The organism is Xylanimonas sp. McL0601, assembly GCF_049852175.1.
In the GTDB taxonomy this organism is placed as follows: domain Bacteria; phylum Actinomycetota; class Actinomycetes; order Actinomycetales; family Cellulomonadaceae; genus Xylanimonas.
Genome location: NZ_CP187527.1, coordinates 1,845,039 through 1,871,335 on the forward strand (window position 1 = coordinate 1,845,039; position 26,297 = coordinate 1,871,335).

General features: G+C 73.8%; 23 protein-coding genes. 16 read left to right on the forward strand and 7 right to left on the reverse strand.

Annotation, left to right across the window (positions count from 1 at the left end):
• Window positions 1–90 precede the first annotated feature (90 nt).
• The 3 genes from ACO4JP_RS08460 to ACO4JP_RS08470 all read left to right on the forward strand — a co-directional run bounded on the left by ACO4JP_RS08460 (window position 91) and on the right by ACO4JP_RS08470 (window position 3,406).
• Window positions 91–1,416 (forward strand): NAD(P)-binding domain-containing protein, encoded by a 1,326-nt coding sequence (locus tag ACO4JP_RS08460; protein WP_425956934.1) that lies wholly within the window; start codon window positions 91–93, stop codon window positions 1,414–1,416.
• Between the two features lie 377 nt (window positions 1,417–1,793).
• Window positions 1,794–2,615: a hypothetical protein gene (locus ACO4JP_RS08465; protein WP_425956935.1), complete on the forward strand. Its 822-nt coding sequence runs from the start codon at window positions 1,794–1,796 to the stop codon at window positions 2,613–2,615.
• Window positions 2,612–3,406: a hypothetical protein gene (locus tag ACO4JP_RS08470; RefSeq protein WP_425956936.1), complete on the forward strand. Its 795-nt coding sequence runs from the start codon at window positions 2,612–2,614 to the stop codon at window positions 3,404–3,406. The genes ACO4JP_RS08465 and ACO4JP_RS08470 overlap by 4 nt, the downstream gene beginning before the upstream one ends.
• 30 nt (window positions 3,407–3,436) lie before the next feature.
• Here ACO4JP_RS08470 and ACO4JP_RS08475 read toward each other — a convergent pair whose 3' ends face one another.
• The 3 genes from ACO4JP_RS08475 to metH all read right to left on the reverse strand — a co-directional run bounded on the left by ACO4JP_RS08475 (window position 3,437) and on the right by metH (window position 8,920).
• Window positions 3,437–4,489 carry a sensor histidine kinase gene (locus ACO4JP_RS08475; protein WP_425956937.1) on the reverse strand — a complete coding sequence of 351 codons (1,053 nt, stop codon included), beginning with the start codon at window positions 4,487–4,489 and terminating at the stop codon, window positions 3,437–3,439.
• Complete coding sequence (locus tag ACO4JP_RS08480) at window positions 4,486–5,166, reverse strand: response regulator transcription factor (protein ID WP_425956938.1); 681 nt, start codon at window positions 5,164–5,166, stop codon at window positions 4,486–4,488. Before ACO4JP_RS08480 ends, ACO4JP_RS08475 begins: the two co-directional genes overlap by 4 nt.
• A gap of 169 nt (window positions 5,167–5,335) precedes the next feature.
• The gene (metH, locus tag ACO4JP_RS08485; RefSeq protein ID WP_425956939.1) at window positions 5,336–8,920 is read right to left on the reverse strand and encodes a methionine synthase; all 3,585 of its coding nucleotides are present in this window, start codon (window positions 8,918–8,920) and stop codon (window positions 5,336–5,338) included.
• A gap of 227 nt (window positions 8,921–9,147) precedes the next feature.
• Here metH and ACO4JP_RS08490 point away from each other — a divergent pair, with 227 nt between their 5' ends.
• The 7 genes from ACO4JP_RS08490 (at window position 9,148) to ACO4JP_RS08520 (ending at window position 14,124) form a co-directional block, all read left to right on the forward strand.
• Window positions 9,148–9,396, forward strand: a complete 249-nt coding sequence (locus ACO4JP_RS08490) for a FeoA family protein (RefSeq protein WP_425956940.1) — start codon at window positions 9,148–9,150, stop codon at window positions 9,394–9,396.
• Entirely contained in the window at window positions 9,393–11,297 is a 1,905-nt protein-coding gene (feoB, locus tag ACO4JP_RS08495; protein ID WP_425956941.1) for a ferrous iron transport protein B, read from the forward strand. The genes ACO4JP_RS08490 and feoB overlap by 4 nt, the downstream gene beginning before the upstream one ends.
• The gene (locus ACO4JP_RS08500) at window positions 11,294–11,533 is read left to right on the forward strand and encodes a hypothetical protein (protein WP_425956942.1); all 240 of its coding nucleotides are present in this window, start codon (window positions 11,294–11,296) and stop codon (window positions 11,531–11,533) included. Before feoB ends, ACO4JP_RS08500 begins: the two co-directional genes overlap by 4 nt.
• 293 nt (window positions 11,534–11,826) lie before the next feature.
• Window positions 11,827–12,684 (forward strand): lysoplasmalogenase family protein, encoded by an 858-nt coding sequence (locus tag ACO4JP_RS08505; protein WP_425956943.1) that lies wholly within the window; start codon window positions 11,827–11,829, stop codon window positions 12,682–12,684.
• Between the two features lie 10 nt (window positions 12,685–12,694).
• The gene (locus tag ACO4JP_RS08510) at window positions 12,695–13,405 is read left to right on the forward strand and encodes an alpha/beta fold hydrolase (protein WP_425956944.1); all 711 of its coding nucleotides are present in this window, start codon (window positions 12,695–12,697) and stop codon (window positions 13,403–13,405) included.
• A gap of 8 nt (window positions 13,406–13,413) precedes the next feature.
• Entirely contained in the window at window positions 13,414–13,740 is a 327-nt protein-coding gene (locus ACO4JP_RS08515; RefSeq protein ID WP_425956945.1) for a hypothetical protein, read from the forward strand.
• A gap of 33 nt (window positions 13,741–13,773) precedes the next feature.
• The gene (locus ACO4JP_RS08520; RefSeq protein WP_425956946.1) at window positions 13,774–14,124 is read left to right on the forward strand and encodes a YciI family protein; all 351 of its coding nucleotides are present in this window, start codon (window positions 13,774–13,776) and stop codon (window positions 14,122–14,124) included.
• A gap of 17 nt (window positions 14,125–14,141) precedes the next feature.
• Here ACO4JP_RS08520 and ACO4JP_RS08525 read toward each other — a convergent pair whose 3' ends face one another.
• The gene (locus ACO4JP_RS08525; RefSeq protein WP_425956947.1) at window positions 14,142–16,640 is read right to left on the reverse strand and encodes a DNA gyrase/topoisomerase IV subunit A; all 2,499 of its coding nucleotides are present in this window, start codon (window positions 16,638–16,640) and stop codon (window positions 14,142–14,144) included.
• Between the two features lie 73 nt (window positions 16,641–16,713).
• Window positions 16,714–17,607, reverse strand: coding sequence for a DMT family transporter (locus tag ACO4JP_RS08530; RefSeq protein WP_425956948.1), 894 nt, complete (start codon window positions 17,605–17,607; stop codon window positions 16,714–16,716).
• Window positions 17,608–17,751: 144 nt separating this feature from the next.
• On the opposite strand from ACO4JP_RS08530, the gene ACO4JP_RS08535 reads away from it, so the two are divergent.
• The 4 genes from ACO4JP_RS08535 (at window position 17,752) to ACO4JP_RS08550 (ending at window position 23,119) form a co-directional block, all read left to right on the forward strand.
• Window positions 17,752–20,484 carry a GNAT family N-acetyltransferase gene (locus ACO4JP_RS08535; protein ID WP_425956949.1) on the forward strand — a complete coding sequence of 911 codons (2,733 nt, stop codon included), beginning with the start codon at window positions 17,752–17,754 and terminating at the stop codon, window positions 20,482–20,484.
• A gap of 77 nt (window positions 20,485–20,561) precedes the next feature.
• The gene (locus ACO4JP_RS08540; RefSeq protein ID WP_425956950.1) at window positions 20,562–21,167 is read left to right on the forward strand and encodes a DUF5998 family protein; all 606 of its coding nucleotides are present in this window, start codon (window positions 20,562–20,564) and stop codon (window positions 21,165–21,167) included.
• Between the two features lies 1 nt (window position 21,168).
• Window positions 21,169–22,407 (forward strand): alkaline phosphatase family protein, encoded by a 1,239-nt coding sequence (locus tag ACO4JP_RS08545; RefSeq protein WP_425956951.1) that lies wholly within the window; start codon window positions 21,169–21,171, stop codon window positions 22,405–22,407.
• Window positions 22,408–22,474: 67 nt separating this feature from the next.
• On the forward strand, window positions 22,475–23,119 hold the full coding sequence (locus ACO4JP_RS08550) for a thymidine kinase (RefSeq protein WP_425956952.1): 645 nt from the start codon (window positions 22,475–22,477) through the stop codon (window positions 23,117–23,119).
• A gap of 126 nt (window positions 23,120–23,245) precedes the next feature.
• On the opposite strand, the gene sepH is transcribed toward ACO4JP_RS08550, so the two are convergent.
• Complete coding sequence (gene sepH / locus ACO4JP_RS08555; protein ID WP_425956953.1) at window positions 23,246–24,451, reverse strand: septation protein SepH; 1,206 nt, start codon at window positions 24,449–24,451, stop codon at window positions 23,246–23,248.
• 143 nt (window positions 24,452–24,594) lie between these two features.
• Here sepH and ACO4JP_RS08560 point away from each other — a divergent pair, with 143 nt between their 5' ends.
• Both ACO4JP_RS08560 and ACO4JP_RS08565 read left to right on the forward strand, forming a co-directional pair.
• Entirely contained in the window at window positions 24,595–25,275 is a 681-nt protein-coding gene (locus ACO4JP_RS08560) for a trimeric intracellular cation channel family protein (protein ID WP_425956954.1), read from the forward strand.
• Window positions 25,272–26,126: an inositol monophosphatase family protein gene (locus ACO4JP_RS08565; RefSeq protein ID WP_425956955.1), complete on the forward strand. Its 855-nt coding sequence runs from the start codon at window positions 25,272–25,274 to the stop codon at window positions 26,124–26,126. The genes ACO4JP_RS08560 and ACO4JP_RS08565 overlap by 4 nt, the downstream gene beginning before the upstream one ends.
• 39 nt (window positions 26,127–26,165) lie before the next feature.
• On the opposite strand, the gene ACO4JP_RS08570 is transcribed toward ACO4JP_RS08565, so the two are convergent.
• Window positions 26,166–26,291 carry a hypothetical protein gene (locus ACO4JP_RS08570; protein WP_425956956.1) on the reverse strand — a complete coding sequence of 42 codons (126 nt, stop codon included), beginning with the start codon at window positions 26,289–26,291 and terminating at the stop codon, window positions 26,166–26,168.
• Window positions 26,292–26,297 lie beyond the last annotated feature (6 nt).

The window sequence follows — 26,297 nt, forward strand, 5'->3', positions numbered from 1 at the left end:
AGTGAGGTCCGACCTCGCCCACGTATTGACATCTGTCGATCTGACCTCCAAGGTATGTCGCATCGACGTTCGTGAATGCGAGGAGGAGCGATGTTTGACCTGCCTGTCGTGGTGATCGGCGCTGGCCCGCAGGGCCTGGCCGCCGCGGCGCACCTGCTGGAGCGTGGTCTGGAGCCGTTGGTGCTGGAGGCCGGGAGCGGCCCCGCGTCGGCGGTGGCGCAGTGGGGGCATGTGCGGCTGTTCTCCGAGTGGCCGGAGCTGGTAGACAAGGCCGGCGCGAGGCTGCTCGAGCCGACCGGCTGGAAGGCTCCCACCGCCGGGTACCCGACCGCTGCCGACTGGGTAGGGCGCTACCTCGCCCCGCTGGCCGACGCCCTCGGCGAGCGGGTCTGGTACGACGCGCGCGTCACCGGGGTCTCGCGCAAGGGCCGCGACCGGCTGGTCGACGCCCGCCGCGGCGAGCAGCCGTTCGTCGTCCACGTCACCGACCGCGCCGGGACCGAGCTGCGCGTCGAGGCGCGCGCCGTGATCGACGCGTCGGGCACGTGGCGCACGCCCAGCCCGGCCGGGGCGGACGGGCTGCCCGCCCTGGGCGAGCACGCCAACGCCGACCTCGTCGCATACGGCATCCCCGACAGTGCGGCGCCGCACCGGCACGCCGGCAAGCACACGGTCGTCGTCGGCGCCGGCGACTCGTCGCTCAACGCGGTGATCGAGCTCGACCGCATCGCCCGTGAGCACCCGGGCACGCGGATCACCTGGGTGCTGCGCCGCGGCACCGTGGCAGGCACGTTCGGCGGCGGGGCTGCTGACCAGCTCCCGCAGCGCGGCGCGCTAGGCATCCGGGCGCGAGAGGCCGTCGATGCCGGTCGCGTCGGCGTCGTGACGGGCTTCCGCACGGAGAGCATCGAGCGGGTCGGCGACCAGGCGGTCGTCGTGGCTGAGGACGGGCGAAAGCTGGACCCGGCCGACGTGGTCGTCGTGCTCACCGGATTTCGTCCCGACCTGTCGTTCCTGTCCGAGCTGCGCCTCGACCTCGACCTCACACTGCAGGCGCCGCGGGCGATCGCGGCTGAGATCGACCCCAACATCCACTCGTGCGGGTCGGTGCAGGCCACCGGCGCGAAGGACCTCGCGCACCCGCAGGAGCCGAACCTCTACCTGGTCGGGATGAAGTCCTACGGCCGTGCCCCGACGTTCTTGGCCTTGACCGGGTACGAGCAGGTGCGCAGCGTCGTCGCGATGCTCGCCGGCGACGCCGAGGCGGCCGAGCGCGTCGACCTCGTGCTGCCCGACACCGGGGTGTGCGGCGGCTCGGGCCTCTACGACGACACCGACGGCGCCTCAGCGGTCGGGTGCTGCACCCCGGCGGCGCCGCAGCTGCTGACGATCGCCCGCGCACCGATCCAGCTGTGACCGAATCACCAGGCGCAGCGCCGCGGGGAGTCCTCGCGGCGCTGCGCGTCACGGTGATGATCGGCTACCTCGCCTCTCGCGGGCGCCGCGCTCGTGGCCATCGCTCCGGGACGTTGACGACGCCGGTGCGCGAGGGACGCCCTCGAGGTGCCTACGCGGTTAGCGCGCCCGTCTCCGGACCACGGCTGCGACGTTAGCGGCCGTGACCGGCGGCGTCGTGGGTGATGCGGGAAGGTTCGGTGTGCGCCCAGGCCGCGAACGTTTCGGCGCGACTCGGATGAGTGAGCGTTGGCGTGCTCGTCCCGGGTTGGATCGGTGCGGCGTCGGGCCGACGCCAGTCAGGTTCGCGTCAGGCGGGCCCGCCTATGGTCCGGGCCATGAACCCTCCTCCGGACAAGACCCGCGTGTTCGCGGGCGCGAAGGTCCCCGAGGTCTTCCTCGTCTTCTGGATCGTCAAGGTGCTCACCACCGGAATCGGTGAGACCGCCGCCGACTTCATGGGCACTCACAGCCTGGTGGTCGCCGGCCTGGTGGGCGTCGGCGGCTTCGCCGTCGTCCTCTGGCTGCAGCTGCGGGCCGACGCGTATCACCCGGTGCGCTATTGGGCGGCCGTCCTCATGGTCGCGGTCTTCGGCACGATGATCGCCGACGGCCCGCACGTCGTGCTCGGCACGCCGTACTACGTCGACACCCTGCTCTACCTCGTGGTCCTGGCCGGCCTGCTGGCCTGGTGGAAGCGGTCGGAAGGCACCCTGTCGGTGCACTCGATCACCACTCCCCGGCGGGAGCGGTTCTACTGGGGCACCGTGCTGATCACGTTTGGTCTGGGCACCGCGCTGGGGGACACCACCGCGCAGGACCTGCACCTGGGGTTCGCCTGGTCGGTCGTGCTCTTCGCCGCTCTCATCCTGGTTCCGCTCGCGGTCTGGTCGGTCGCAAGGCGCGGCGGGTCGCTCGCGCTTCCGGTCGCCACGTTCTGGGCGGCGTATGCGCTGACCCGGCCCCTGGGCGCCAGCATCGCCGACTGGATGGCCACCCGGTACGGCCTGGACTGGGGCACCGGGCCGGTGACCGCCGTGGGCGTGGCGCTGTTCGCGCTCCTGGTCGCCTACCTCACCGTGACCCGCGCCGACGCCGCACGGCCGCTCGCTGCAGGCACGTCCGCCGTCGCGCCGGTGACCGAGGAGGTGACCGCATGACCGCGCTCGCCGACCGCCGGACGGTCTTGCTGAACAAGGTTCCCGAGGTCACCGTCTGGTTCTGGGTCATCAAGATCCTGTGCACCAGCGTCGGCGAGAGCTTCGCCGACTACGTCAACGAGACCCTCGGGTTCGGGCTTCTCAACACGACCCTCCTGTTCGCCGTCCTGCTGGCCGCGGCGCTCGTGCTCCAGTTCCGCGCCCGCGCCTACACGCCATGGATCTACTGGCTCACCGTGGTGCTGGTCAGCGTCGAGGGCACGCTGCTGACCGACAACCTGACCGATGGGCAGGGCGTTCCGCTGTGGATCAGCAGCACTGGTTTCGCCGTCCTGCTCGCTGCCGTCTTCAGCGTCTGGTACGCCCGTGAGCGGACCCTGTCGATCCACGCGATCAACACCCCCGCTCGCGAGGGCTGGTACTGGCTGACCGTGCTGGTCACCTTCGCCCTCGGCACCGCCTTGGGCGACTGGACCCTCGAGCTGACCGGCTGGGGTCCAGGCATCTCGGTGCTGCTCCCACTCAGCCTCGGTGTCGTCGCGCTCACCGCCTGGCGGTTCGGCGCCGATGCCGTGCTCACGTTCTGGTTCGCCTACGTCCTGACCCGCCCGCTGGGGGCGAACATCGGCGACTTCCTCGCCATGGATCGCTCGGAGGGCGGCCTCGGGCTCGGCACCCTCGTCCCGAGCCTCGGGTTCCTGGCCGCGATCCTCGCCGTCGTCGTCTACCTGAGCATCAGCAAGGTCGACCACACCAGGCCGATCGCACACGGCCAGGCCGACGCGGCCTGATCTCGTCGGCGGAGATCCGCGCTGGCGGGGTCAGCCGCGCGGTAGAAGCAGGACGAAGCAGCCGCCGGCCTCGCTCGCGCCCGTACCGGCGTCGGACGGGACGACGTCGCCGCCCAGGGACCGGGCCACCCGGCGGGCGATCGCCAGCCCCAGCCCCGTCCCTCCGGAGCCGCTCGCCCCCGGCTCGAACATGCGCTCGCGTAGCTCGGGCGCGACGCCCGCCCCGTCGTCGCGGACCCTCAGCTCCACGTGGTCGCCGACGAGCCTCGCTTCGACGGCCACCTGGGTCCGCGCATGCCGGGCCGCGTTCTCGACCAGAGGTGCCAGGGCGCGGACCACCAGACCGGCCGGCGCGGCCACGCTCGTGACGTCGGCCGCGACGTCGGTCACGAACCGCAGCGGGGAGCCGACCGCGGGTGCCACCGAGGCGACGACGTCAGGGACCGACGCTCTCGCGCCACCCGCGCGCGCCTGCGGGGAGCGCGCCACCTCCAGCAGGGTCGTGATGACAGTCGACATCCGCGCGGCAGCTTCCCCGATCACGGCGAGATCGTCGCGTACCGCCGGGTCGCCGTCGGGCCGGAGCTGGGCCAGCTCGGCCGTCGCGGCGATGGCCGTCAGCGGCGTGCGGAGCTCGTGGGCGAGCGCGGACGTCAGCCGCTGCTCGGTCAGGATCGCCCGTGCCACCCGGTCGAGCAGGTGGTCGAGGGTCGCCCCGAGGGCCGCCAGCTCAGTGACTGGCGGGCCGAGCGCGAACCGGTGGGACAGGTCGCGCTCGCTCCAGTCCGCCGCACGCTCTGCCATCTGCCGCACGGGGGCGAGCGCCCTGCGCACCACCCGCCACGCCAGCCACCCGACCAGCGCGACGACCAGGATCCCGAGCACCACGGTGGCGATCAGCGCCAGCCGCTCGGAACGCTCGTAGACGGCGATGGCACCCGGCGGGTTGTCGGTCAACGCCGCGCGCACATCCCGGCGCGCGGTCAGCTCCAGGACGGCCTGCGTACCGACGACCAGGACCACCATGACCGCAGCCGCGAGCAGGATGGTGGAGGAGACGAGCTGGGCACGGAGGCTTCTCACCGCAGCTGGTACCCCACGCCGCGCACGCCGTGCAGCCGCAGGGGCGACCCGATCTGCTCGAGCTTGCGCCGGATCCGCGTCGCGTAGGAGTCGACGGTGTTATCGCTGACCTGGGCACCGTCGGGCCAGGCCGCAGCGATCACCGCCCGCCGCCGGACAACCTCCCCCGGGCGCGAGGTGACGGCGGCGAGGAGCCGGAACTCCGTCGCGGTCAGGAGCGCTTCCCGCTCCCCGCACACGACCGCGTGCCGGGTCGGGTCGAGCACGAGGTCGCTCGGCCCGACCGGCGCGAGGCCCCTGCCCCGGCGCGCCAGCGCCTCGACCCGCACCGTCACCTCGGCGACCGAGAACGGCTTCGCCAGATAGTCGTCCGCCCCGGCCGCGAACCCCGCCAGCCGCTCGTGCAACGCGTCCAGCGCAGTCAGGAACAGCACCGGCGCCCGCTGCCCCGCGCTGCGCAGCGCTACACACACGTCACGGCCGTCCGCATCGGGCAGCCCGATGTCCAGGACGATGACGTCGATCGTCCGGTCGTCGCCGAACAGGCGCAGCGCCTCCCCGCCGTCGTGCGCGGGCACGACCTGGTGCCCGCCCAGCCGCAGCCCCTCCGACACCGTTCTGCGGATCGCCGGATCGTCTTCGCACAGCCCCACCCGCACCATGGCGACAGTGTGCACGGAGAACCTGACCGGTCGGGGTCGATCAGCGACACCACGGCAGCGCCTTCGGGTGCTCACCGTCGTTCCTGCTCAGAAGCGGTCCGTCGGCGCAGTGACGAGCTCGATCATCGAGCCACAGGCGCGACGGTGAGCGAGGCGGGTTCCTCCGCTGGGCCCTGGGGGAACGTCACACCGAGAAGTACTTCGCCTCCGGGTGGTGGAACACGAAAGCGTCCGTGCTCGCCTCCGGGTGCAGCTGCAGCTCCTCGCTCAGCTCGACGCCCACCCGATCCGGCCGCAGCAGCTCCACGACCTTGTGCCGGTCCTCCATGTTGGGGCACGCCGGGTACCCGAGCGACATGCGCGCCCCGCGGTACTCGAGCTTGAACAGGCCCTCGACGTCCGTGGGCTCCTCGTCGGCGAACCCGAGCTCGGCCCGCACGCGCGAGTGCCAGTACTCCGCCAGCGACTCGGTGAGCTGCACCGACAGGCCGTGCAGCTCCATGTAGTCGCGGTACTCGTTCGCCGCGAACATCTTCGCGGTGTGCTGCGCGACGGTGTCGCCCACGGTCACGAGCTGCACGGGCAGCACGTCGAAGCGTCCGGTCTCCTCGTAGAACGAGCGCGGGCGGATGAAGTCCGCGAGGCACAGGTGCCGGTCGCGGCGCTGGCGCGGGAAGGTGAAGCGCAGGCGCTCGGTGCCCGGCTCGCCGCCCGACCCGCCGTCGGGGCCGGAGTGGTGTCCGATGACGACGTCGTCGCCCTCGGACCACGCGGGGAAGTATCCGTAGATGACCGACGGGTCGAGGATGCGCTCGGTGCGGATCCGGTCCAGCCACATCGCGAGCCGCGGCAGGCCCTCGGTCTGGCGCAGCTCCTCGTAGGAGGCGCCGTCGTCGCCGCGGCCCGGCTTCAGACCCCACTGGCCCAGGAAGACGGCGCGCTCGTCGAGGAACGCGGCGTAGTGGGCCAGCGGCATGCCCTTGACGATGCGCGTGCCCCAGAACGGCGGCTCGGGCACCGGGTTGTCGGCGGCCACGTCGGAGCGCGCCGGCAGGTCCTCGAGCGGCGTCTCGATGAGCGTCACTGCGGCGTGCCGCCGCTTCTTCAGCGGGGGCAGACCCACCGACTCGGGGTCGGCGCCCCTGGCGACCTTCACCAGCGGATCCATGAGCCGCAGCCCCTCGAACGCGTCGCGCGCGTACCGCACGGTGCCGGGGAACCCACCGGCGAGGTCGTCCTCGACGAAGGTCCGCGTGAGCGCGGCCCCGCCGAGCAGGACCGGCCAGCGGCCGGCGAGCCCCCGCGACGCGAGCTCCTCGAGGTTCTCCTTCATCACCACGGTCGACTTCACCAGCAGACCGGACATGCCGATCACGTCGGCGTTGTGCTCCTCCGCCGCCTCGATCATCGCGCTGATCGGCTGCTTGATGCCGATGTTGACGACCGTGTAGCCGTTGTTGGTGAGGATGATGTCGACGAGGTTCTTGCCGATGTCGTGCACGTCGCCGCGCACGGTCGCGAGCACGATGGTGCCCTTCGACCCCGTGTCGCCCTCGACCTTCTCCATGTGCGGCTCGAGCAGCGCGACCGCCGACTTCATCACCTCGGCGCTCTGCAGCACGAACGGCAGCTGCATCTGGCCCGAGCCGAAGAGCTCGCCCACCACCTGCATGCCGCCCAGCAGGTTGTCGTTGACGATCTCGAGCGCCTTCATGCCCGCGGCGAGCGCCTCGTCGACGTCGGCCTCCAGGCCCTTCTTGTTGCCGTCCACGATGCGCCGGGCCAGGCGTTCGCCGACAGGCAGCGCGGCCAGCTCGGCTGCGCGCGCGTCGCGCAGCGCCGCCGAGTCGACGCCGCTGAAAAGCTCCAGCAGGTGGGCCAGCGGGTCGTGCGTGAGGTTGCCCTCGGCGTCGTACTCGCGCTTGTCCCAGACGAGGGCGAGCGCGGCGTCCCACTGCTCGTCAGGGATGGCCGTGCGCGGCAGGATCTTGGCCGCGTGCACGATGGCGGAGTCCAGGCCCGCCGCGACGCACTCGTGCAGGAACACCGAGTTGAGCACCGTGCGCGCTGCCGGGTTGAGGCCGAACGACACGTTCGAGACGCCCAGCGTGGTGTGCACGCCGGGGTACTTCGCGGTGATCTGGCGGATCGCCTCGATGGTCTCGATGGCGTCGCGCCGGGTCTCCTCCTGGCCCGTGGCGATGGGGAAGGTCAGGGCGTCGACGATGATGTCGTCGACCCGCATGCCCCACTTCTGCACCAAGGTGTCGATGAGGCGCGACGCGATCGCGACCTTCGTCTCCGTGGTCCGCGCCTGCCCCTCCTCGTCGATGGTGAGGGCGACGACGGCGGTGCCGTGCTCCCGGACCAGCGGCATGATCGTGTCGAACCGCGAGCCGGGTCCCTCGCCGTCCTCGAAGTTCACCGAGTTGACGACGGCGCGGCCGCCCACGAGCTCGAGCCCGGCCTGCAGCACCGCGGGTTCGGTCGAGTCGATGACCAGCGGCAACGTGCTCGCGCTGGCGAGGCGCGAGACGACCTCGCGGACGTCCGCGACGCCGTCGCGCCCCACGTAGTCGACGCACACGTCGAGCAGGTGGGCGCCTTCGCGAGTCTGCGCGCGGGCGAGGTCGACGATGTCGTCCCAGCGGCCCTCGAGCAAGGCGTCCCGGAACGCCTTGGACCCGTTGGCGTTGGTGCGCTCGCCGATCGCGAGGTAGCTGAGCTCCTGCGTCAGGTCGGTGGGGGAGTAGAGCGAGGCGACGGCGTTCTCGCGCTGCGGGTGGCGCTCGGGCAGCGCGGCCCCGCGGACGGCGTCGACCACCTGGCGCAGGTGCTCCGGCGTCGTGCCGCAACAGCCGCCGACCAGGCCGAGGCCGAACTCGCGGACGAACTGGGTGTGGGCCACGGCGAGCTCCGCCGGCGTGAGCGGGTAGGTGGCGCCGTGCGGGCCGAGCTCGGGGAGGCCGGCGTTGGGCATGCAGGTGACCGGCAGCTCGGAGTGCTGCGACAGGTAGCGCAGGTGCTCGCTCATCTTGTCGGGGCCGGTGGCGCAGTTGAGGCCGATGGTGTCGACGCCGATGGACTGCAGCGCGGTCAGTGCGGCGCCGATCTCCGAGCCCATGAGCATGGTGCCCGTGGTCTCGACCGTCACCGAGACCATCACCGGGACATTGCGTCCGACGGCGGCCATCGCGTCGTGCGCGGCCGTGACCGCGGCCTTCGCCTGGAGCAGGTCCTGCGACGTCTCGATGAGCAGCGCGTCCGCGCCGCCCTCGAGCAGGCCGGCCGCCTGCTCGGCGAACGTCTCGCGCAGGTGCGCGTACGTGGTGTGGCCCAGCGACGGCAGCTTGGTGCCCGGGCCCATCGAGCCCAGCACCCACCGGGGGCGGTCGTCCGTGGCGAAGGCGTCGGCGCGCTCGCGGGCGATCGCGGCACCCGCGCGAGCCAGCTCGCGGATGCGGTCGTCGATGCCGTAGTCGCCGAGGTTCGACCAGTTCGCGCCGAACGTGTTGGTCTCGACCGCGTCGACGCCCGCCTCGAGGTAGGCGTCGTGGACGCTCGCGATGATGTCGGGGCGCGAGACGTTCAGCACCTCGTTGCAGCCCTCGTGACCCTCGTAGTCCTCGAGGGTCGGGTCGGCCGCCTGGATCATCGTGCCCATCGCGCCGTCGGCCACGACGACGCGCGTGCGCACCGCCTCGAGCAAGGCGGCCGCGCGGGCCTCGGCGCGGGTGTTCTCGGAGGGGGCGGCGTCCACGGTCGTCACGAAGGGAAGCGTACGGCGGCGTCGAATTGCGGGGAACGAGCGTCCAGTGGGCGGCGCTCAGCGAGGGCTCACCCCGCACGGTCGAGCCTCCGTCGAGCGTTCGAGCGCCCGGGCGCTCGAACTTGCACCGGATGCTCGAACACTCCGAGGCGGCCCCCCTCGTGAGAGTGATCACAAAGTGCCAGCGGACTTCAGGTAAGGCTCACCTCACGCGTACCGTTCGGCCCGTGGATCTGCGACTGTGCCCCGCCGGCACCGCGGCCGAGGTGCGCTGGGTCGACCTCGACGAGGACGAGCGCGCCCGCCTGCGCGAGCTGGGCCTGCGCGAGGGCGCCGTCGTCCACGTCGTGCACTGCGGGGCGTTCGGCGGGCGGGTGATCGCCGTCGGGTCGGACCGGTTCGCGATCGACGGGCGCACCTGCGCGTGCATCGGCGTCGTGCCGCTGGAGCCGGCGCTCGCCGGTGCCCGCGCGTGAGCTGCCACGAGCCGGGGCCCGGTGTCACGGTCGCGGCCGGCACCCCGACCATCGCCCTCGTCGGCAACCCCAACGCGGGTAAGTCCACGCTCTTCAACGCGCTGACCGGCGCCCGCCAGGCGGTGGTGAACGCGCCGGGCACCACCGTCGAGCTGCAGACCGGCTCGTGGAAGCGCGGCGCCCGGCGCATCGCCGTCGTCGACCTGCCCGGCACCTACAGCCTGGTGCCTCGCTCGCCTGACGAGCAGGTCGCCGCCGACCTCGTCGCAGGCCGCGGCGAGCTCGGGCGGCCGGACCTCGCCGTCGTCGTCCTCGACGGGTCTGCGCTCGCCCGGTCCCTCTACCTGCTCGCGCAGGTGTGCGAGACCGGCACGCCCGTCGTCGCGGCCGTCAGCATGCTCGACGTCGCCTCCGCGCGCGGCGTGATGCCCGACCTCGAGGCGCTGGCCGATGCGGCCGAGGTGCCTGTCGTCGCCCTCGACCCGCGGACCGGGACCGGCATCGAGGCGCTCGGCGGCGCCGTCGAGAAGATGCTCGGCGACTGCCGCTGCGAGGCCACCACCCCGCAGGAGCGCGACGACGACGCCCGCTTCGAGTGGACCCAGCGCGTGCTCACCGCCGCCGTGCCGACGCCGCCGGCGGTGCCGGTGCGCTCGGCGTCGGACCGCATCGACCGCGTGCTGCTGCACCCGATCCTGGGCGTGCCCGCATTCCTGGCCGTTATGTGGGCGGTGTTCGAGCTGACCACCGTGGTGGCGTCGCCGCTCGTGAGCGCGGTCGCCGGGTTCTTCAACGGGCCGCTCGCGTCGTGGCTGCGCGGCGTGCTGCCCGGGCCCGCATGGGTGTCGGGGCTCGTGGTCGACGGCGTGCTGACCGGCGTCGGGACGGTGCTGTCGTTCGTACCGCTGCTCGCGCTCGTGTTCGTCGCGATCGGGCTGCTGGAGGACTCCGGGTACCTGGCGCGGGCGGCGTTCGTCGCGGACCGCGCGCTGCGGGCCATCGGCCTGGACGGGCGGGCCATGGTGCCGCTCGTCATCGGGTTCGGGTGCAACGTGCCCGCGATGGCGGCCACGCGCACCATGCCCGACGCGCGGCGCCGGCTGCTGACCGGGCTGCTCGTGCCACTGACCTCGTGCCCCGCACGCCTGACGGTGTACGTGCTGGTCGCGGGCACGTTCTTCCCGCGCTCGGCGGGGACGGTCGTGTTCGGGCTGTACGTGCTCTCGGGGCTGCTGGTGGTGCTCGGCGGGTTCGTGCTGCGTTCGACGGCGTTCCGCGACCTGCGCCAGACGCGTCCGCTCGTGCTCGCGCTGCCCGCCTACCACCTGCCGCGGCTCAAGCCGCTGCTGCTGTCGACGTGGGCGCGGGTGGCGGCGTTCGTGCGGGGGGCCGGCGGGATCATCGCCGGGACGCTCGTCGTCGTCTGGCTGCTCAGCGCGATCCCCGTGACCGGCGGGCACACTGTCGGCGAGGTGCCGGTGCACGACTCCGTGTACGGCCGCGTGGCGGACGGCATCGCTCCCGTGCTCGCGCCGGCCGGGCTCGACGACTGGCGCATCGCCTCGGCGCTGACCACCGGGTTCGTCGCCAAGGAGGTCGTGGTCGGGTCGCTCGCGCAGTCGTTCTCGCTCGACGCCGCGGACGCAGGGGCCACGTCGCCGTCGGGCGCGCTCGGCGACCGGCTGCGAACCACGCTGGAGGAGTCCTCGAGCGGGCACGCGACCGCGGCGGCACTCGCCTTCCTCGTGTTCGTGCTGGCGTACACACCGTGCCTCGCGACCGTGGCGGAGCAGCGGCGCGTGTTCGGCGGGCGATGGGCGGCGGGCGCCGTGGGCGTGCAGCTGACGTTCGCCTGGCTCATGGCCGTGGCGGTGTTCCAGCTCGGGCGGATGATCGCGTGAGCGTACTGATGGACGTGCTCGACGCCGTGCGCCGGGGCGTGCCGGGCGAGCGCCTCGGTGCGCACCTCGGGGTGGACGAAGGGCTCGCGGAGCTGGCGCTCGAGCACTGGGTGCGGCTGGGGATCGTGACCCCGGCGGGGGACCTGCAGCTGGGGTGCACGGCCTGCACGGGGCTGGCCGGCGGCGAGCGCGTGGAGCGCGCGCCGGGCTGCGCGGGCTGCCCGTTCTCGCACTGACTCGCTTGCGACTTGTCAGGCCGAGGGCGGCCTCGACCCCGCCCTGTCCCTGACAGCCCGCCAGGCTTTGCAACTTGTCAGACCCACACGGGGCTATAGGCCGCCCTCGCACTGACAAGTTCGGGGAAGGCGCCGGCGGGGGCTTGTCAGGGCCAGGGGAGGCTTGAGGCCCCTCTAGCCCTGACAGCCCGCCGAGGACAGCCCGCCGAGGACAGCCCGCCGAGGGCAGCCCGCCGGGGGCAGCCCGCCGAGGGCAGCCCGCCGGAGGCGGTTCGGGCCCTAGGCTGTGGCTCGTGCACGATGACGTTCACGCGAGCGGGGCCGACCGCACCTCCGGAAGCAGGCCCGACGTCGGGCGCGGGTTCGATCCCGAACCGGTCAACGATCCCGGCGGGGCACTGCCCTCGACCTTCTTCGACCCGCTGCTGCGCCGCCTCGAGCCCTGGTTGCCCACCCGCGCTGCCCGCGTGTGGTTCGGCGTCTTCGCGGTGGTCGCCGTCGTGCACCTGGCCGCGCACGTGGTGGTGCCCGGCGGCTCGGGCGTGGTGAACGTGACGCAGTGGCTGCTCATGCCGCCGCTCGCAGCGGCGCTGTGGTGCGCGACGGCGGTGCCGCGGCCGCAGCTCGTGCAGCTGGTCGTCGTCGCGCTGCTGTGCTCGTGGGCCGGGGACGTCGTGCCGTCGTTCGTGCCGGACTCCCTCTCGTTCCTGGTGCTGATGGGGCTGTTCCTGTGCGCGCAGGTCGTCTACGTGCTGGCCTTCGCTCCGTACCGCGAGGCCAGCGTCTTGCGCCGGCGCCGGGGCGTCGTCCTCGCGTACGGCGTGGTCTACGTGGCGATCGTCGGCACGGCCGCCGTGGTCCTGCTGCCGCAGGGTGGTGCGAACATCGGCCTCGTCGCGGGGCTGGCGGTGTACGGGGCAGTGCTGGTCACGATGGCGGTGCTCGCGACCGGCGTCGACCGGCTCGCCGGCATTGGCGGTGCGCTGTTCCTCGTCTCGGACGGGCTGCTCGGCGTCGCGCAGGCGATGCCGGACGCGATCGACGCGCTGCCGCCCGGCGTCCACGGGTTCGCCGTGATGCTCACGTACATCGCCGCTCAGACGCTCCTCGCGGCCGGCGTCCGGCGGCGGAGTGTCGGGGGTCACCTCTAGGGTCGGTGGCATGGACATCCTGCTGATCCCCGGGTTCTATCTCGACGGCTCCGCATGGGACGACGTCGTCCCAGCCCTCGTGGCCGCAGGGCACGAAGTGCAAGCGGTCACGCTGCCTGGCATGACGCCCGGCGCCGACAACTCTCAGATCCACCTCGAGGACCAGGTCGACTACGTCGTCGGCATGATCGACGGCGTACCCGTCGAGCGGAAGGTCGTGCTGGTCGGGCACTCGGCCGGCGGCGGGATCGCGTACAACGCCGCGGGGCGGCGCCCCGAGCGGATCGCGCGGGTCGTCTACGTCGACAGCGGGCCCATGGGCGAGGGGCACGCGATCAACCCGGAGCTGGACCCCGACGTCGTCGACACCGAGCTGCCGCCGTGGGAGGAGTGGGGGGCCGAGGACCTCGTCGATCTCACCGACGACCTGCGCGCAGACTTCCGCGAGCGGGCCATCCCGCAGCCGGCCAACACGGTGCGCGAGGGGCATCATCACCCCGGGGACGCCTCGGCGCGGCGGGCCATCCCGGGCACCGTCATCGCGTGCGAGTACCCGGCCGAGCAGCTCAAGGCCCTCATGGGCCAGGACCACCCGTACGTGCGCGAGCTCGCGACGCTCGACGACTACGAGATCGTCGACCTGCCCACCGGCCACTGGCCGATGTTCACCAAGCCGGCCGAGCTCGCGGCGGCGATCCTCGCGGCGGTCGACCGGGACTGACGCCCACGATGACGACCTGGGCGGACGCGCAACGCATCGGCCTCGCACTGGCCGGCGCGAAGCCCGGCGTTGCGCCCGACGGCGCCCCCACCGTCGCGATCGGCCGCCATCCCTTCGCGCGCCTGCGCCTCGGCGACGACGGCCGCGAGGCCCTGCAGTTCTGGTCCCTCGACCCGGACGCCGAGGCGGCACTCGCGGCCGAGCGCGACGTCTTCTTCCACGTCGACACGTTCCCCGTGAAGGCGTCGGTCTGGGCGTGGCTGGACCGCCTCGACGAGCAGGAGCTCACCGAGATCCTCACCGACTCGTGGCGCGCCCGCCGGGGCGTGCGCTGACCATCACCGCACAGAACCTCGAAGGGGATTCGCATGGACTTCGATGCGTGGACCGTCGTCCTGCTCGAGCTGCGCGACGACGCCCCGGTGCTCGACGACGCCGCCGCGGACGCCCTGCAGGACGCCCACCTGGACTTCCTCGCGGGGCTCCACGAGCAGGGCTACCTGCTCGCCGCCGGCCCGGCCGGCGATCCCGAGGGCGCGATCCGCGGGGTCTCGATCCTCAACGTGCCGCCCGAGCGCGCCCTCGAGCTCAAGAGCGCCGACCCCGCGGTCGTCGCGGGCCGGTTCCGCCTGCGCGTCATGCCGTGGCAGGTACCGGCGGGAGCCGTCCACTTCACCCCGACCCGCTTCCCGCACTCCGTCGCCGACGTGAGGGCCTGAGCCCTGAGGCCCGAACCTCAGCCCAGCGCGGCGATCGGACCCGGGAGCGGGGTGCCCGAGCCGTCGCGGCGGTGGTCCGGGGCCGGCAGCTCGACCGGTTGGCCCGCGCCACCGACCGCGCGCGCCGGGCCCTCGCCGACCCAGGCCAGGACCAGACGGTCCTCGCCCTTGAGGAAGCGGTGCGAGCGGACGCCGCCCGTCGCCCGGCCCTTGCCGGGGTAGAGCTCGTAGGGCGTGACCTTGACCGAGCCGCCGCCCACGCCGGGCAGCTGCGAGGCCGAGCCGGCGATCGTCACGACGGCGAGCTCCGGACGCAGCGCGGCCCGCGCCGCGCCGAAGAACACGACGCTCTGCCCGGCCGCCAGCTTGATGCCGGCCATGCCGCCCGCCGCGCGGCCCTGCGGGCGCACCGCGGAGGCCTCGAAGTGGAGCAGGCTCGCGTCCGAGGAGACGAACACGAGCTCGTCGTCCTCGTCCACGGGAGCGGCGCCCACGACGGTGTCGCCGTCCTTGAGCGCGATGACGTCCCACTCGTCCTTGTTGCTGGGCACGTCGCCAGCGGCGACGCGCTTGACCACGCCGCTCGCCGTGCCGACGGCGAGCGTCGGCGCGTCGTCGGCCAGGGAGACCACCGCCAGCGCCTCCTCGCCTGCCTTGAGCTCGGCGAGCTCCGCCAGCGGGATGCCCCCCGATAGCGACGGAGCGCCGTCGGTCAGCGGGATGGCGGGCAGCTCGAGCACCGAGACCCGCAGCACGCGTCCGGCGGACGTCACGAGGCCGATGTCGGCGCGCGACGTCGTCGCGAGGTCGCCGCGCAGCGCGTCGTGCGCGTGCCGGCGCCCTGCGCGCACCACGGGCGCGGCCGCGTCGTCGCCCGACGTGCGGGCAAGCAGCCCTGTCGAGGAGAGCAGCACGCGGGTGGGGGAGTCGGCGATCTGGAGCGAGATCGTACCGACGTTGCGCCCGCGCCCGGCCGGCGCAGCGCCGGGCGCCCCGGCGGCCGACGTCGTCGCGCCGCCCGCGGAGTCGAGCAGCACGGTGCGACGCGGGGTGCCGTAGGTCGCCGCGACGTCGGCCATCTCGGCGGAGACGATGCCGCGCAGCACCTCGTCCGAGCCGAGGATCTCCTCGAGCGAGGCGATCTCGCGCTCGAATTCCGACTGCTCCTTCTCCAGCTCGATGCGGGAGAACTTGGTCAGGCGGCGCAGCTGCAGGTCGAGGATGTAGGTCGCCTGCGCCTCGGACAGGTCGAACACGCTCATGAGGCGCTCGCGCGCCGCCCCGGCGTCGTCCGACGCGCGGATCACCTGGATGACCTCGTCGATGTCGACGATCGCGAGCAGCAGCCCCTCGACCAGGTGCAGACGCTCCTTGCGGCGGGCCAGGCGGAACGCGGAGCGACGGCGCACGACGTCGATGCGGTGGTCCACCCACACGCGCAGCAGCTCGAGCAGGCCGAGGGTGCGCGGCTGCCCGTCGACGAGCGCGACGTTGTTGATGCCGAACGAGTCCTCGAGCGGCGTGACGCGGTACAGCTGCTCGAGCACGGCGTCGGGGTCGAAGCCCGTCTTGACCTCGACCACCAGGCGCAGGCCGTGCGCGCGGTCCGTGAGGTCCTGGACGTTCGCGACGCCCTGGATCTTCTTCGTCTTGACGCCGTCGGCGATCTTCTCGACGACCTTCTCCGGCCCGACCAGGTACGGCAGCTCGGTGATGACGATGCCGCGGCGGCGCGGGGTGAGGTTCTCGATGCGGGCCGTCGCGCGCGTGCGGAACGTGCCGCGGCCCGTGCGGTACGCGTCACGGACGCCTTCAAGGCCGACGATCTTGCCGCCCGTGGGCAGGTCCGGGCCGGGGACGAACCGCATGACGTCCTCGAGCGTCGCCTCCGGATGCGCCAGCAGGTGCCGGCCCGCCGCGACGACCTCGATCAGGTTGTGCGGGGCCATGTTCGTGGCCATGCCGACGGCGATGCCGCTCGCCCCGTTGACCAGCAGGTTCGGGATGGCCGAGGGCAGCACCTCGGGCTGCGTCAGCTTGTTGTCGTAGTTCGGCACGAAGTCGACGACGTCCTCGTCGAGCCCGGCCGTCATCGACGTCGACGGCGGGGCCAGGCGCGCCTCCGTATAGCGCGGGGCGGCGGGGCCGTCGTCGAGCGAGCCGAAGTTGCCGTGGCCGTCGACAAGCGGCAGGCGCAGCGAGAAGTCCTGCGCGAGGCGCACGAGCGCGTCGTAGATCGCGGCGTCACCGTGCGGGTGGAGCTTGCCCATGACCTCGCCGACCACGCGCGACGACTTCACGTGCGGGCGGTCGGGCCGCAGGCCCATGTCGGCCATCATGTAGAGGATCCGGCGCTGGACGGGCTTGAGTCCGTCGCGGGCGTCCGGGAGGGCCCGGGCGTAGATGACGGAGTACGCGTACTCGAGGAACGACGTCTCCATCTCCGAGGCGACGTCGATGTCGACGATCTTCTCGTCGACCGGCTCTGCCGGGACGGCGGCGGTCTTGCGCGCCATGGTGAGTGCGGCTCCTGCGGGGGTCGACGGCGGGGCGGGTCTGCCCGGGTTCGGACGGACGTTCGAGCGAATGCTAGCCCGCGAGCGCCGCGGCCTCCGCGACGCGGACACGGCGTGGCCGCCAGGTCGCGAGGAATGCGCCGAGGAGCACGAGCGGGAACCCGACGAGGATGCCCGTGGTGATCGGCTCACCCAGGAACAGCACGCCGGCGATGAGTGCGACCGCCTGGTTCAGGTAGGTGATGACGGTCGCGGGCGCGGGTCCGACCTCGGCGATGAGCGCGAACAGCAGCACGAACGCGAGCGCCGTCGGCACCAGCCCGAGCACCACGACGGACGCGACCGCGCCGCCCGAGGGCGGCGTCGTCGGCCAGGTCGCGATGGCGAACGGGGTGTACACGATGGCGCAGAACGTCAGTGCCACCGCGTTCACGGCCACGGGGGACACCCCGCCGAGCTTCCGGGCGATGATCATGGGCCCGATGGCGTAGCACAGCGCCGTGAGGAGCACCTGCAGCACGGGCCGCAGCTCCGCGCCCTGGGCGGCGTCGAGCCCGGCGAGCGCGGCAACACCGACGAGCCCGACCAGCAGCCCCGCGGCGCGCATCGCCGGCAGCCGTTTGTCGATCCGCAGGACGAGCGCGAGCACTGTCGCGAAGATCGGCACGGCTGCCACGAGCAGCCCGGCGAGCGATGACGTGATGTGCTGCTCGGCGTCGGTGAGCAGCCACCACGCGGTCGCGATCTCGACGCCCGCGTACGCCAGCACGACCGGCCAGCGGCGCAGTACCGCGCGCACGTCGCGCGAGCGGAGCGCGAAGGGCAGCAGCACGAGCGCGCCGATGACGCAGCGGCCCAGCACGACGACTGCGGGCGAGAGGTCCTCGACCGCGATCCGGATGAACAGGTAGGGGATGCCCCAGATGAGCCCGAGAGCTCCGAAGAGCACGGCTCCGCGCGTGGTCATGCAGCCTCCTTGCCAGGCGTCCGCCGGTCTCGTCCGCCGGTCTCCCCGGCGGGCACGGCACCCGGCCCGCGGGGAGCGTATCCCCGCGCAGCCGGCCTGGGGACACCGAGATCGAGCGCGGCCGCGCCCCGATAGCCTGAGCGCGTGAGCGAGACGACGGCGTACCCCGTCGCGTGGGAGGCTGACGTCGTCCTGCGCGACGGCACCACCACGCACCTGCGCCCCATCCGCCCGGCGGACGCGGACGCCTTGCAGCGCTTCCAGATGCACCAGTCGGAGCGGTCGTCGTACTTCCGGTTCTTCGCGCCGGTGCGCAGCCTGAGCGACCGCGAGCTCGAGAAGTTCACGCACGTCGACCACACCGAGCGGGTCGCGCTCGTCGCGGTGCGCCCCGACGCCGAGGACGCCGGCGTCGAGGACATCATCGGTGTCGCCCGCTACGACGTGGTCGAGCCCGGCCTGGCCGAGGTCGCCTTCAACATCGCCGACTCGGTGCAGGGCATGGGGCTCGGCTCGGTGCTCCTCGAGCACATCGCCGCGGCTGCCCGCGAGCGCGGCGTGCGCCGCTTCACCGCGGACGTGCTGCCGCAGAACGGCACCATGCTCGCCGTCTTCCGCGACGCCGGCTACGACGTGCGACAGCACCTCGACGACGGCGTGGTGACCGTGTCCGTCGACCTCGACCCCACCGAGCGGTCACGGCAGGTGATGGCCGACCGCGAGCACCGCGCCGAGGCGCGCAGCATGCAGGCCCTGCTCACGGCGCGGCGCGTGCTGCTGGTCGGCCCGGGCCGCGTGCCCGCCGACGACGCCGCCGGGCACGCCAGCGCGGCGATGCTCGCCCGGCGCGTCCTGGACGCCGCAACGGCCGACCCCGGGGACACCGAGCTGTTCGTGCTCCATCCGCCTGGCGGCGCCCCCGTGCCCGAGGCCCCGCAGATCCATGCGGTCGCGACCTGGGACGACGTCCCGGCGGTCGACCTCGCGCTGCTCGCCCTGCCGGCCGCGGACGCCGTGCCCGCCGTGCGCTGCCTCGCCGGGAAGGGCGCGCGCGGCGTCGTCGTCCTCTCCGCAGGGTTCGCCGAGACGGGGCAAGACGGCCTCGAGCGGCAGCGCGAGCTGCTGCGTGCCGCGCACGGGCTCGGTATGCGCGTCGTCGGCCCGGCGTCGTACGGGATCGTCACCACCGTGCCCGGCGCGCGGCTGCACGCGAGCCTCGCCGAGCGCCCGCCCGCCGCGGGTGTGGTGGGGCTGTTCTGCCAGTCGTCGCCCGCCGCGGTGACCCTGACGGCGACGCTCGAGCGGCGCGGCCTGGGCGTCTCGGCGCTCGTCTCCGCAGGGCACCGCGCCGACGTCTCCGGCAACGACGTCATGCAGTACTGGCTCACCGACCCCGCCACCCAGGTGGCGTGCCTCTACCTCGAGTCGATCGGCAACCCGCGCAAGTTCACGCGCGTCGCGCGGCGGCTCGCGGCGGAGAAGCCCGTCGTCGTCGTGGTGGCCGGACGGTCTGGCCAGGTGGTCCCGCCCGGGCATGCGGTGCGGGTCACGCACGCTCCGCGCGCCCTGCTCGACGAGATGCTGCGTCAGGCCGGCGTCATCCGCGCCGAGAACACCCACCAGCTCATCGACGTGGCGCAGGTGCTGGCCCATCAGCCGCTCCCGCGGGGGGCCCGCGTCGGGATCGTGGCGAGCTCGGCGGCGCTCGTGGCGCTCGTCGCGGAGGCGGCCGCGGCGAACGGGCTCGTGGTCGCCGCGCCGAGCGACTTCCTCGGGCCCGAGCGCTCCGCCGAGGACGTCGAGCGCATCGTCGAGGCGGTCTACGCCGACGACGCGTGCGACGTCGTCGTGGTGGTCGACGTGCCCGTGGTGGCGCCGCGCGGCGACGTCGTCGCGCGGACCGTCGCGCAGGCGGCGGCGCGCACCGGGCGCACCACCGTGGTGTCGGTGCTGGGGCTGCACGGGATGCCGGACGAGCTCGCGGCGACGGCCCCCGACGGGTCCACGGTGCGCGTGCCCGCGTTCTCGACGCCCGAGGATGCCGTCGCCGCCCTCGGCAAGGTGGTCGCGTACGCGCGCTGGCGCGGGCAGGACCACGGGGCGCCTGCTCGCCCGGCCGGGGTCGACCGCGCCCGCGCCCGCCGCGTCGTCGAGCGCGTGCTGGCCGAGGCCCCCGGCCCTGACGCCGGTGTGCTGCTCGACGGCGCGGCAGCCGCCGACCTGCTCGGCTGCTACGGGCTGCGCCCCTGGCCCGTCCGGAGGGCTCGCACGGCCGACGAGGCGGTCGCCGCCGCAGACGCTCTCGGCTGGCCCGTGGCCCTCAAGAGCTCGAGCCCCGCGCTGCGGCACCGCACCGACCTGGGCGGCGTGCGCCTCGACCTCGGCGAAGCCGCCGAGCTGCGCGAGGCCGTCGAGCGCATGACCGCCGTCGCGGGCGCCGCCGGGGTCGAGCCCGTGCTCGAGGTGCAGTCGATGGCGCCGACGGGCGTCGCCGTCGTGGTGCGGTCCGTGGAGGACCCGCTGTTCGGACCCGTCGTGTCGTTCGGCCTCGCCGGGGACGCCGTCGACCTGCTGGGCGACGTCGCCTCCGCCGTCGCGCCGCTCACCGATGTCGACGTGCGCGAGCTCGTCCGGGCCGTGCGGGCCGCCCCGCGCCTCTTCGGGTACCAGGGCGCCCCGCTCGCCGACGTCGACGCGGTCGAGGACGTCGTCGCGCGCGTGTCCGTCATGGCCGACGACCTGCCCGAGCTCGCTTCGCTCGAGCTCTACCCCGTGGTCGCGGCCGAGCAGGGCGTCTCCGTGCTGCACGCCGCGGTGCGGCTGCGCCGGGCGGCGGCCGAGCGGCGCGACCCGCTGCGCCGCGTCCTGCCGGCCTGACGCCTTTCGGCGCCCCCCTGGGTGGATTCCGCGGGCTCGACCACCGAGGGCGGTGTCCGCGGTGGAAGAATGTGCGCGTGTCCCACTCCGATCGTCCCGCCCCCGACCTGACCCTGCCCGCCGAGCTGCACGAGGAGATCGTGCGCGCCGGGTACTACCCGCAGCTTGTCGCCGACGTGCTCGATGTCGCCCTCGCGGGCGAGCCGGTGATCGGCCACCTGGTCCAGGCGGAGACGACGTTCGACTCCGAGGTGCGCCGCCACCTGACGGTCCTGGCGCTCACAGAGTCGCGCCTCGTCACCGCGCACGTCGACGACCACGAGGGCGACGACGCCAACCCGTCCTCCGCCGCCGCGACCACCGAGGCGGTGCCCCTCGCCGAGGTCCGCTCGGTGTCCCTCACGCACGTCGTCGCGGAGCCGGCCGCCTACCGGTCCGGGACGGGCGGCAAGCACACGTCCGAGCTGAGCCTCGTCGTCGGCTGGGGCGCCGTCTCCCGCATCGAGCTCGAGCCCGCCGCGTGCGGTGACCCGCAGTGCGACGCCGACCACGGCCTCACCGGCCAGCTCATGCCCGACGACGTCGTGGTGCGCATCTCCGGCGCCGCCGAGGGTCCCGACGCCGTGCGCCGCGCGGTCGCGTTCGCGCGCCAGCTCTCGGCCGCGACCTCGCGGCGAGCCTGAGGTGACCACGCCGGCGGTCACGCTGCCCGCAGGCCTGCTCGCCCCCACCTACGGCACCGACTCCCTCGGAGCGGTGCTGCCCGGCGCGGCCGGGGCGCTGGGCGTCGGTCTGACGACGTCGTTGGGGCTCGCCTCCGCCGAGTGCGCCGCGGTGCTGGGCCTGCCGGCGGCGGAGCGCGTCGTCGTCGTGCTGTGCGACGGGCTGGGGCTGCTCAACCTCGCCGAGCGCGCAGGCCACGCGCCGTTCCTGCGCGGGCGGCTGCCCGAGACGCTGGCCCTGCGCACCACCTTCCCGTCGACGACGGCGGCCGCGATCAGCGCGTTCGGCACCGGCACGGCACCGGGTCGCACCGGGATGCTCGGCTACACCCAGCGCAACCCCGTCACCGGGGGCCTCGCGAACATGGTGTCGTGGACGGAGCAGTCCGACCCGACCCGGGCCTCGCGGCCAGGCGGGCAGCTGCTCGCGGGCGTCCTGCCCGTGCCCGTGGACCAGCTGCAGCGCGAGCCGACCGTGTTCGAAGGGCTCGTCGCGGCGGGAGTGCGGGTCACCTCGGTGGGGCCGTCGCGGTTCGCCGGCTCCGGTATGACGCTCGCGGCGCTGCGCGGGGCGCAGTACGTGTCCGCGGAGTCCCTGGGCGCCCGGGTCGACGGCGTCGTGCGGGCGCTGCGCGCGCCCGGGCTCGCCTACCTGTATTGGGGCGACGTCGACAAGACCGGGCACCATCACGGCTGGCAGTCGTGGCAGTGGGGTGACGAGCTCGAGGCGTTCGACCGCGAGCTGGCCCGGCTGGTGCGGTCCGTCCCGGCCGGGACGCTCGTGCTCGTCACCGCCGACCACGGTCAGGTCGAGGTCGACCTCGCCGACCGGTTCGACGTGGCGACCACGCCCGCGCTCGCCGAGGGCGTCGCGCTCGTGGGCGGCGAGCCCCGTGCCGTGCACCTGTACACGGACGACGCCGAGGCCGCGGCCGACGTCGCCGACCGCTGGCGTGACGTGCTGGGGGCGCGCGCCGTCGTCGCGCTGCGCTCGGAGGCGGTCGACGCCGGGTGGCTGGGGCCGGTCGCGGAGCACGTGCTGCCGTGGGTCGGCGACGTCGTCGTGGCGCCGTGCGGGCGGCTGACGATCGTGGACTCGAGCACGCAGACACCGCCATCGCTGGGGCTCCTCGGGGTGCACGGCTCGTTCACGCCGGAAGAGATGACGATCCCGCTGGTCGTCGCCGTCGCCGGTGGCTGAGCCGGTCGCGACCAGGCCGCCGGCGGCGTCCCGACGCGCTCACGCACCGAACTGAGAGGATCCCCGCATGGCCGAGCTCGTCTTCTTCAGCGGCACCATGGACTCCGGCAAGTCGACCCTCGCGCTGCAGACCGACTACAACCACGCTGCGCGCGGCCACACGGGGCTGGTGTTCACGCGCAACGACCGCGCCGGCGCCGCGCGCATCTCCTCCCGCCTCGGCCTGGAGACCACGGCGCGCGAGGTCGACGACGACACGGACTTCTGGGAGCTCGTCGCGGACGAGCGGCTTCGCGGCTGTCTGATCGACTACCTCGTGTGCGACGAGGCGCAGTTCTACTCGCCCGCGCAGGTGGAGCAGCTCGCGCGCCTGGTCGACGAGGTCGAGATCGACGTCTTCGCGTTCGGTATCACCACCGACTTCCGCACGCGGCTCTTCCCGGGCTCGGCCCGCCTGCTCGAGCTGGCCGACCGCACCGAGATCCTCCAGGTGCAGGCCCTGTGCTGGTGCGGACGCCGCGCCACGCACCAGGCCCGCACCGTGGGCGGGGTCATGGTCGTGGAGGGCGAGCAGGTCGTGGTGGGCGACACGGCGTCCTCGGCCGTGGTCGCGTACGAGGTCCTGTGCCGCCGCCACCACATGCGCCGCATGACGGCGTCGGCCGCCCGCCAGTACGCGATGTCGGACGAGACGCGCCTAGACCTGCCGTAACCACCGGCTACGGCAGGACCTGCCGTCACCGGTGGTTACGGGACCCTGTGGCTCCGGTTGTGGGGCCCGATGAGCGGAGCCGCAGAGTCCCACAACGAGCAGCGAGCGGCCGGCAGCGGGCAGCCGTTACTGGTCCGGGCGGGCTCCGAAGACGATCTCGTCCCAGCTCGGCACCTGGGCGCGGCCCTTACGGGCCGGGCGGCGCGCGGCGGGGACGCCGCGGGCCGGCGTCGGCGGGCGGCCGCCTGCGTTGACCGCGACCGGGGTGGCCGCCGTCGTCGGCGCTGGGGCGGGGTTGTCGTCGTTGTGCTCGCCCGCGGCGGCCCCCGCCGGGGTGTCCGCGGCGTCCGACGCCGGGGCTGCCCCGGCCTCCGTCGGCGTCAGCAGCGACGGCTGCGAGGCACCCGGGCCCGCGCCCGGGGACACCGACCGGTCGCGCGAGCGCCGCGGGTTCCAGCGGCCCAGGTCGACGACGCTCGCCCCCGTGGTCTCCGCGACCTGCTCCGGCTCCGCGGGGTGCACGGGCGCACGCTCCCGCACGGGCACGTCGCCCAGCGGGACCATGTCGAACCCGGTGCCCGCGTCCGAGACCGTCGGCAGGCGGTGGGCGCGGCTCGGCGGCCGTTGTCCGCGGCGACCGGCCAGGTCGCCGAGCAGCAGGTCGGTCTCGTCGTCGACCGGTGGCAGGCCGCGGCGCGCGGTGAGCGACGGCACCCCGCGCACCTCGGGCGTCAGCGGGTCGTCGGGCTGGCCCAGCCAGCGGGCCTCGTCGTCGAGCGGGGTGACGACGCGGCCGCGCACGTCGAACGTCCAGCGGGCGCTGCGCTCGCGGTCGCCGGCGGCGAAGCGCACCTCGACGACCCACGGGGCGGTGCCCTCGCGGCGGGCCGACCACGTCGCGTCGCCCGCCGGGACCCCGCGGGCGGCAAGGCGGGCGTCGGCGACCTCGCCGAGCGCGGACGCGCCCTCGAGGCCCTGGACCTGGTGGGCGCGCACCATGCCGATGACGTGCTCGCGCTCGGCGATGACGGGCCACTCGTAGCGGCGCACGTTCTCGACCGGCATGCCGGCCTCGGCGGCGAGCTCCTCGGCCGTCGCGCCGGCGCGCAACCGGATCTGGAGGTCGCGGGGGCGCAGCGCGGGCTCGGCGACGACGGCGGCGGACGGCGGCATCGCGGCGGCCTCGGCCCTGGCGGCCGCGGGCCGGGGGAGGCCGTGGACGGCGGTGCGCAGCGCGTCGGTGACGGGCAGGGCGTGTTCCGTGCCGTCGGGGGCGCGCAGGACGAGGTGACCACCGTCCCGGTGGACCCTCACGAGCTCGAGCTCGGCCATGCTTTCCTCCTCGGCAGGGCCATGACGCGGACCTGCGCCGGCGTACGTGACGGTTCGAGGGTGCCACCGCGCGCTCGGCCAGCCCCGCAACCGCGTCGGTGTGCCGCCGATCCGGGCGGCGTCGGACTGGGCAGGATGTCCCTGTGGCAACGATCATGGCCTGGCTCGCCGACCTGCACGTCGACACCGCGCTCGAGCTCGCGGGCGTCTTCTTCGCGGCCCTGTCCGGCGGCCTGGCCGGTGTGCGCAAGAGCTTCGACGTGTTCGGCGTTCTCGTGCTGGCCTGGGTGACAGGGCTCGGCGGCGGCGTGGTCCGCGACCTGCTCATCGGCGCGACCCCGCCCGTCGGCATCGCGAACTGGAGGTTCGTGACCACCGCGCTCGCCGCCGGCGTGGTCATCTTCTTCCTCCACCCGAGCGTCGAGCGCATGCGCCGCACCGTCATCGTGCTGGACGCCTGGGGGCTGGGCTTCTTCGTGCTGCTCGGCACCATGAAGGGCCTCGCGGTGGACGCCGGCCTGCTCGCGTCGGTCATGGTGGGCGTCCTCACCGGCATCGGAGGCGGCATCCTTCGCGACATCCTCGTGGGCGAGGTGCCGCTCGTGCTCGCCGACCGCCAGCTCTACGCCATCCCCGCGTTCGTCGGCGCCGCCGTGACGGCGGCCCTGTGGTCGTCCGGCCTGCTCGTGCTGTGGACACAGGTGCTCGTGGTGCTTCTGGTCAGCGGGATCCGCCTGCTGTCGCTGCGCCGGGGGTGGGTCGTGCCCGCGCCCGGCTCGGGCTGGAGCGGAAGGTGGGGTGTCCGGGGCAGGATGGGCCGGTGACCACCAGCACCGTTCCCGCCCTGCCCGACGGCGTCACCGTTCCCGCCCTGCGCGCGCTGGCCCTCTCGCTCGCCACCGAGGCGGGCGACGTCATCCGCACCCTGCGCCCTGAGCGCGTGACCGTCGCCGCCACCAAGTCGTCCGACGTCGACCCCGTGACCGCGATGGACCGGGCCGTCGAGGAGCTCCTCGTGGCCCGCCTGACCACCGAGCGGCCCGAGGACGCGATCCTCGGCGAGGAGGGCGACGACGTCCCCGGAACCAGCGGGCTCACCTGGGTCGTCGACCCGATCGACGGCACCGTCAACTACCTCTACGGCGTCGCCGCGTACTCGGTGTCCGTGGCCGTCGTGGCTGGGCCGCCGGACCCGGCGGAGTGGACGGTGCTCGCCGGGTGCGTGCACGACGTCGTCGCCGACCGCACCTGGTCAGCGGGTCTCGGCGAGGGCGCCACGCTCGACGGCGTGCCGCTGCCGCCCGTCGAGCCCGCGCCCCTGGCGCGAAGCCTGGTCGGCACCGGCTTCGGGTACGCGGCCTCGCGGCGCGCGGCGCAGGCGCGCGTGCTCACGCAGGTGCTGCCGCACGTGCGGGACATCCGCCGCCTCGGCTCTGCGGCCATCGACCTGTGCCTGGTCGCCCAGGGCTCGTACGACCTCTACTACGAGCGCGGCCTCAACCCGTGGGACATGGCGGCCGGCTCGCTCATCGCGGAGGAGGCGGGCGCGCGCGTCGTCGGGCTGCACGGGGCAGCGCCCGGGGTGACCGTGACCGTCGCCGGCCGGGGGCCCGCGCTCGACCAGCTCGTGGGCCTCCTCGAGGCCGCCGACGCCGACGCCCCTGACGGCGCCTGACGTTCGTCTCGCTGGCCGCGAACGTCGGCGAGACGGGCGTCACACCCCGTCTTTGCGCAGGTCGCGGGTGGTTTTTTTGAAGGTCGTCCAGATCGTCTCGCGCAGGCAGTCCACATGGTGCACAATCCGGTGGCCGACCGGGAACAAAACCCGGCGCCCCAGCATTATCAG

Coding starts and splice junctions, on each gene's coding strand:
- ACO4JP_RS08465 (WP_425956935.1), top strand. CDS start 1,794: ATGAACCCTCCTCCGGACAAGACCCGCGTGTTCGCGGGCGCGAAGGTC.
- ACO4JP_RS08550 (WP_425956952.1), top strand. CDS start 22,475: ATGGCCGAGCTCGTCTTCTTCAGCGGCACCATGGACTCCGGCAAGTCG.
- ACO4JP_RS08460 (WP_425956934.1), top strand. CDS start 91: ATGTTTGACCTGCCTGTCGTGGTGATCGGCGCTGGCCCGCAGGGCCTG.
- ACO4JP_RS08510 (WP_425956944.1), top strand. CDS start 12,695: ATGGACATCCTGCTGATCCCCGGGTTCTATCTCGACGGCTCCGCATGG.
- ACO4JP_RS08530 (WP_425956948.1), bottom strand. CDS start 17,607: ATGACCACGCGCGGAGCCGTGCTCTTCGGAGCTCTCGGGCTCATCTGG.
- ACO4JP_RS08525 (WP_425956947.1), bottom strand. CDS start 16,640: ATGGCGCGCAAGACCGCCGCCGTCCCGGCAGAGCCGGTCGACGAGAAG.
- ACO4JP_RS08570 (WP_425956956.1), bottom strand. CDS start 26,291: ATGCTGGGGCGCCGGGTTTTGTTCCCGGTCGGCCACCGGATTGTGCAC.
- sepH (WP_425956953.1), bottom strand. CDS start 24,451: ATGGCCGAGCTCGAGCTCGTGAGGGTCCACCGGGACGGTGGTCACCTC.
- ACO4JP_RS08515 (WP_425956945.1), top strand. CDS start 13,414: ATGACGACCTGGGCGGACGCGCAACGCATCGGCCTCGCACTGGCCGGC.
- ACO4JP_RS08520 (WP_425956946.1), top strand. CDS start 13,774: ATGGACTTCGATGCGTGGACCGTCGTCCTGCTCGAGCTGCGCGACGAC.
- ACO4JP_RS08470 (WP_425956936.1), top strand. CDS start 2,612: ATGACCGCGCTCGCCGACCGCCGGACGGTCTTGCTGAACAAGGTTCCC.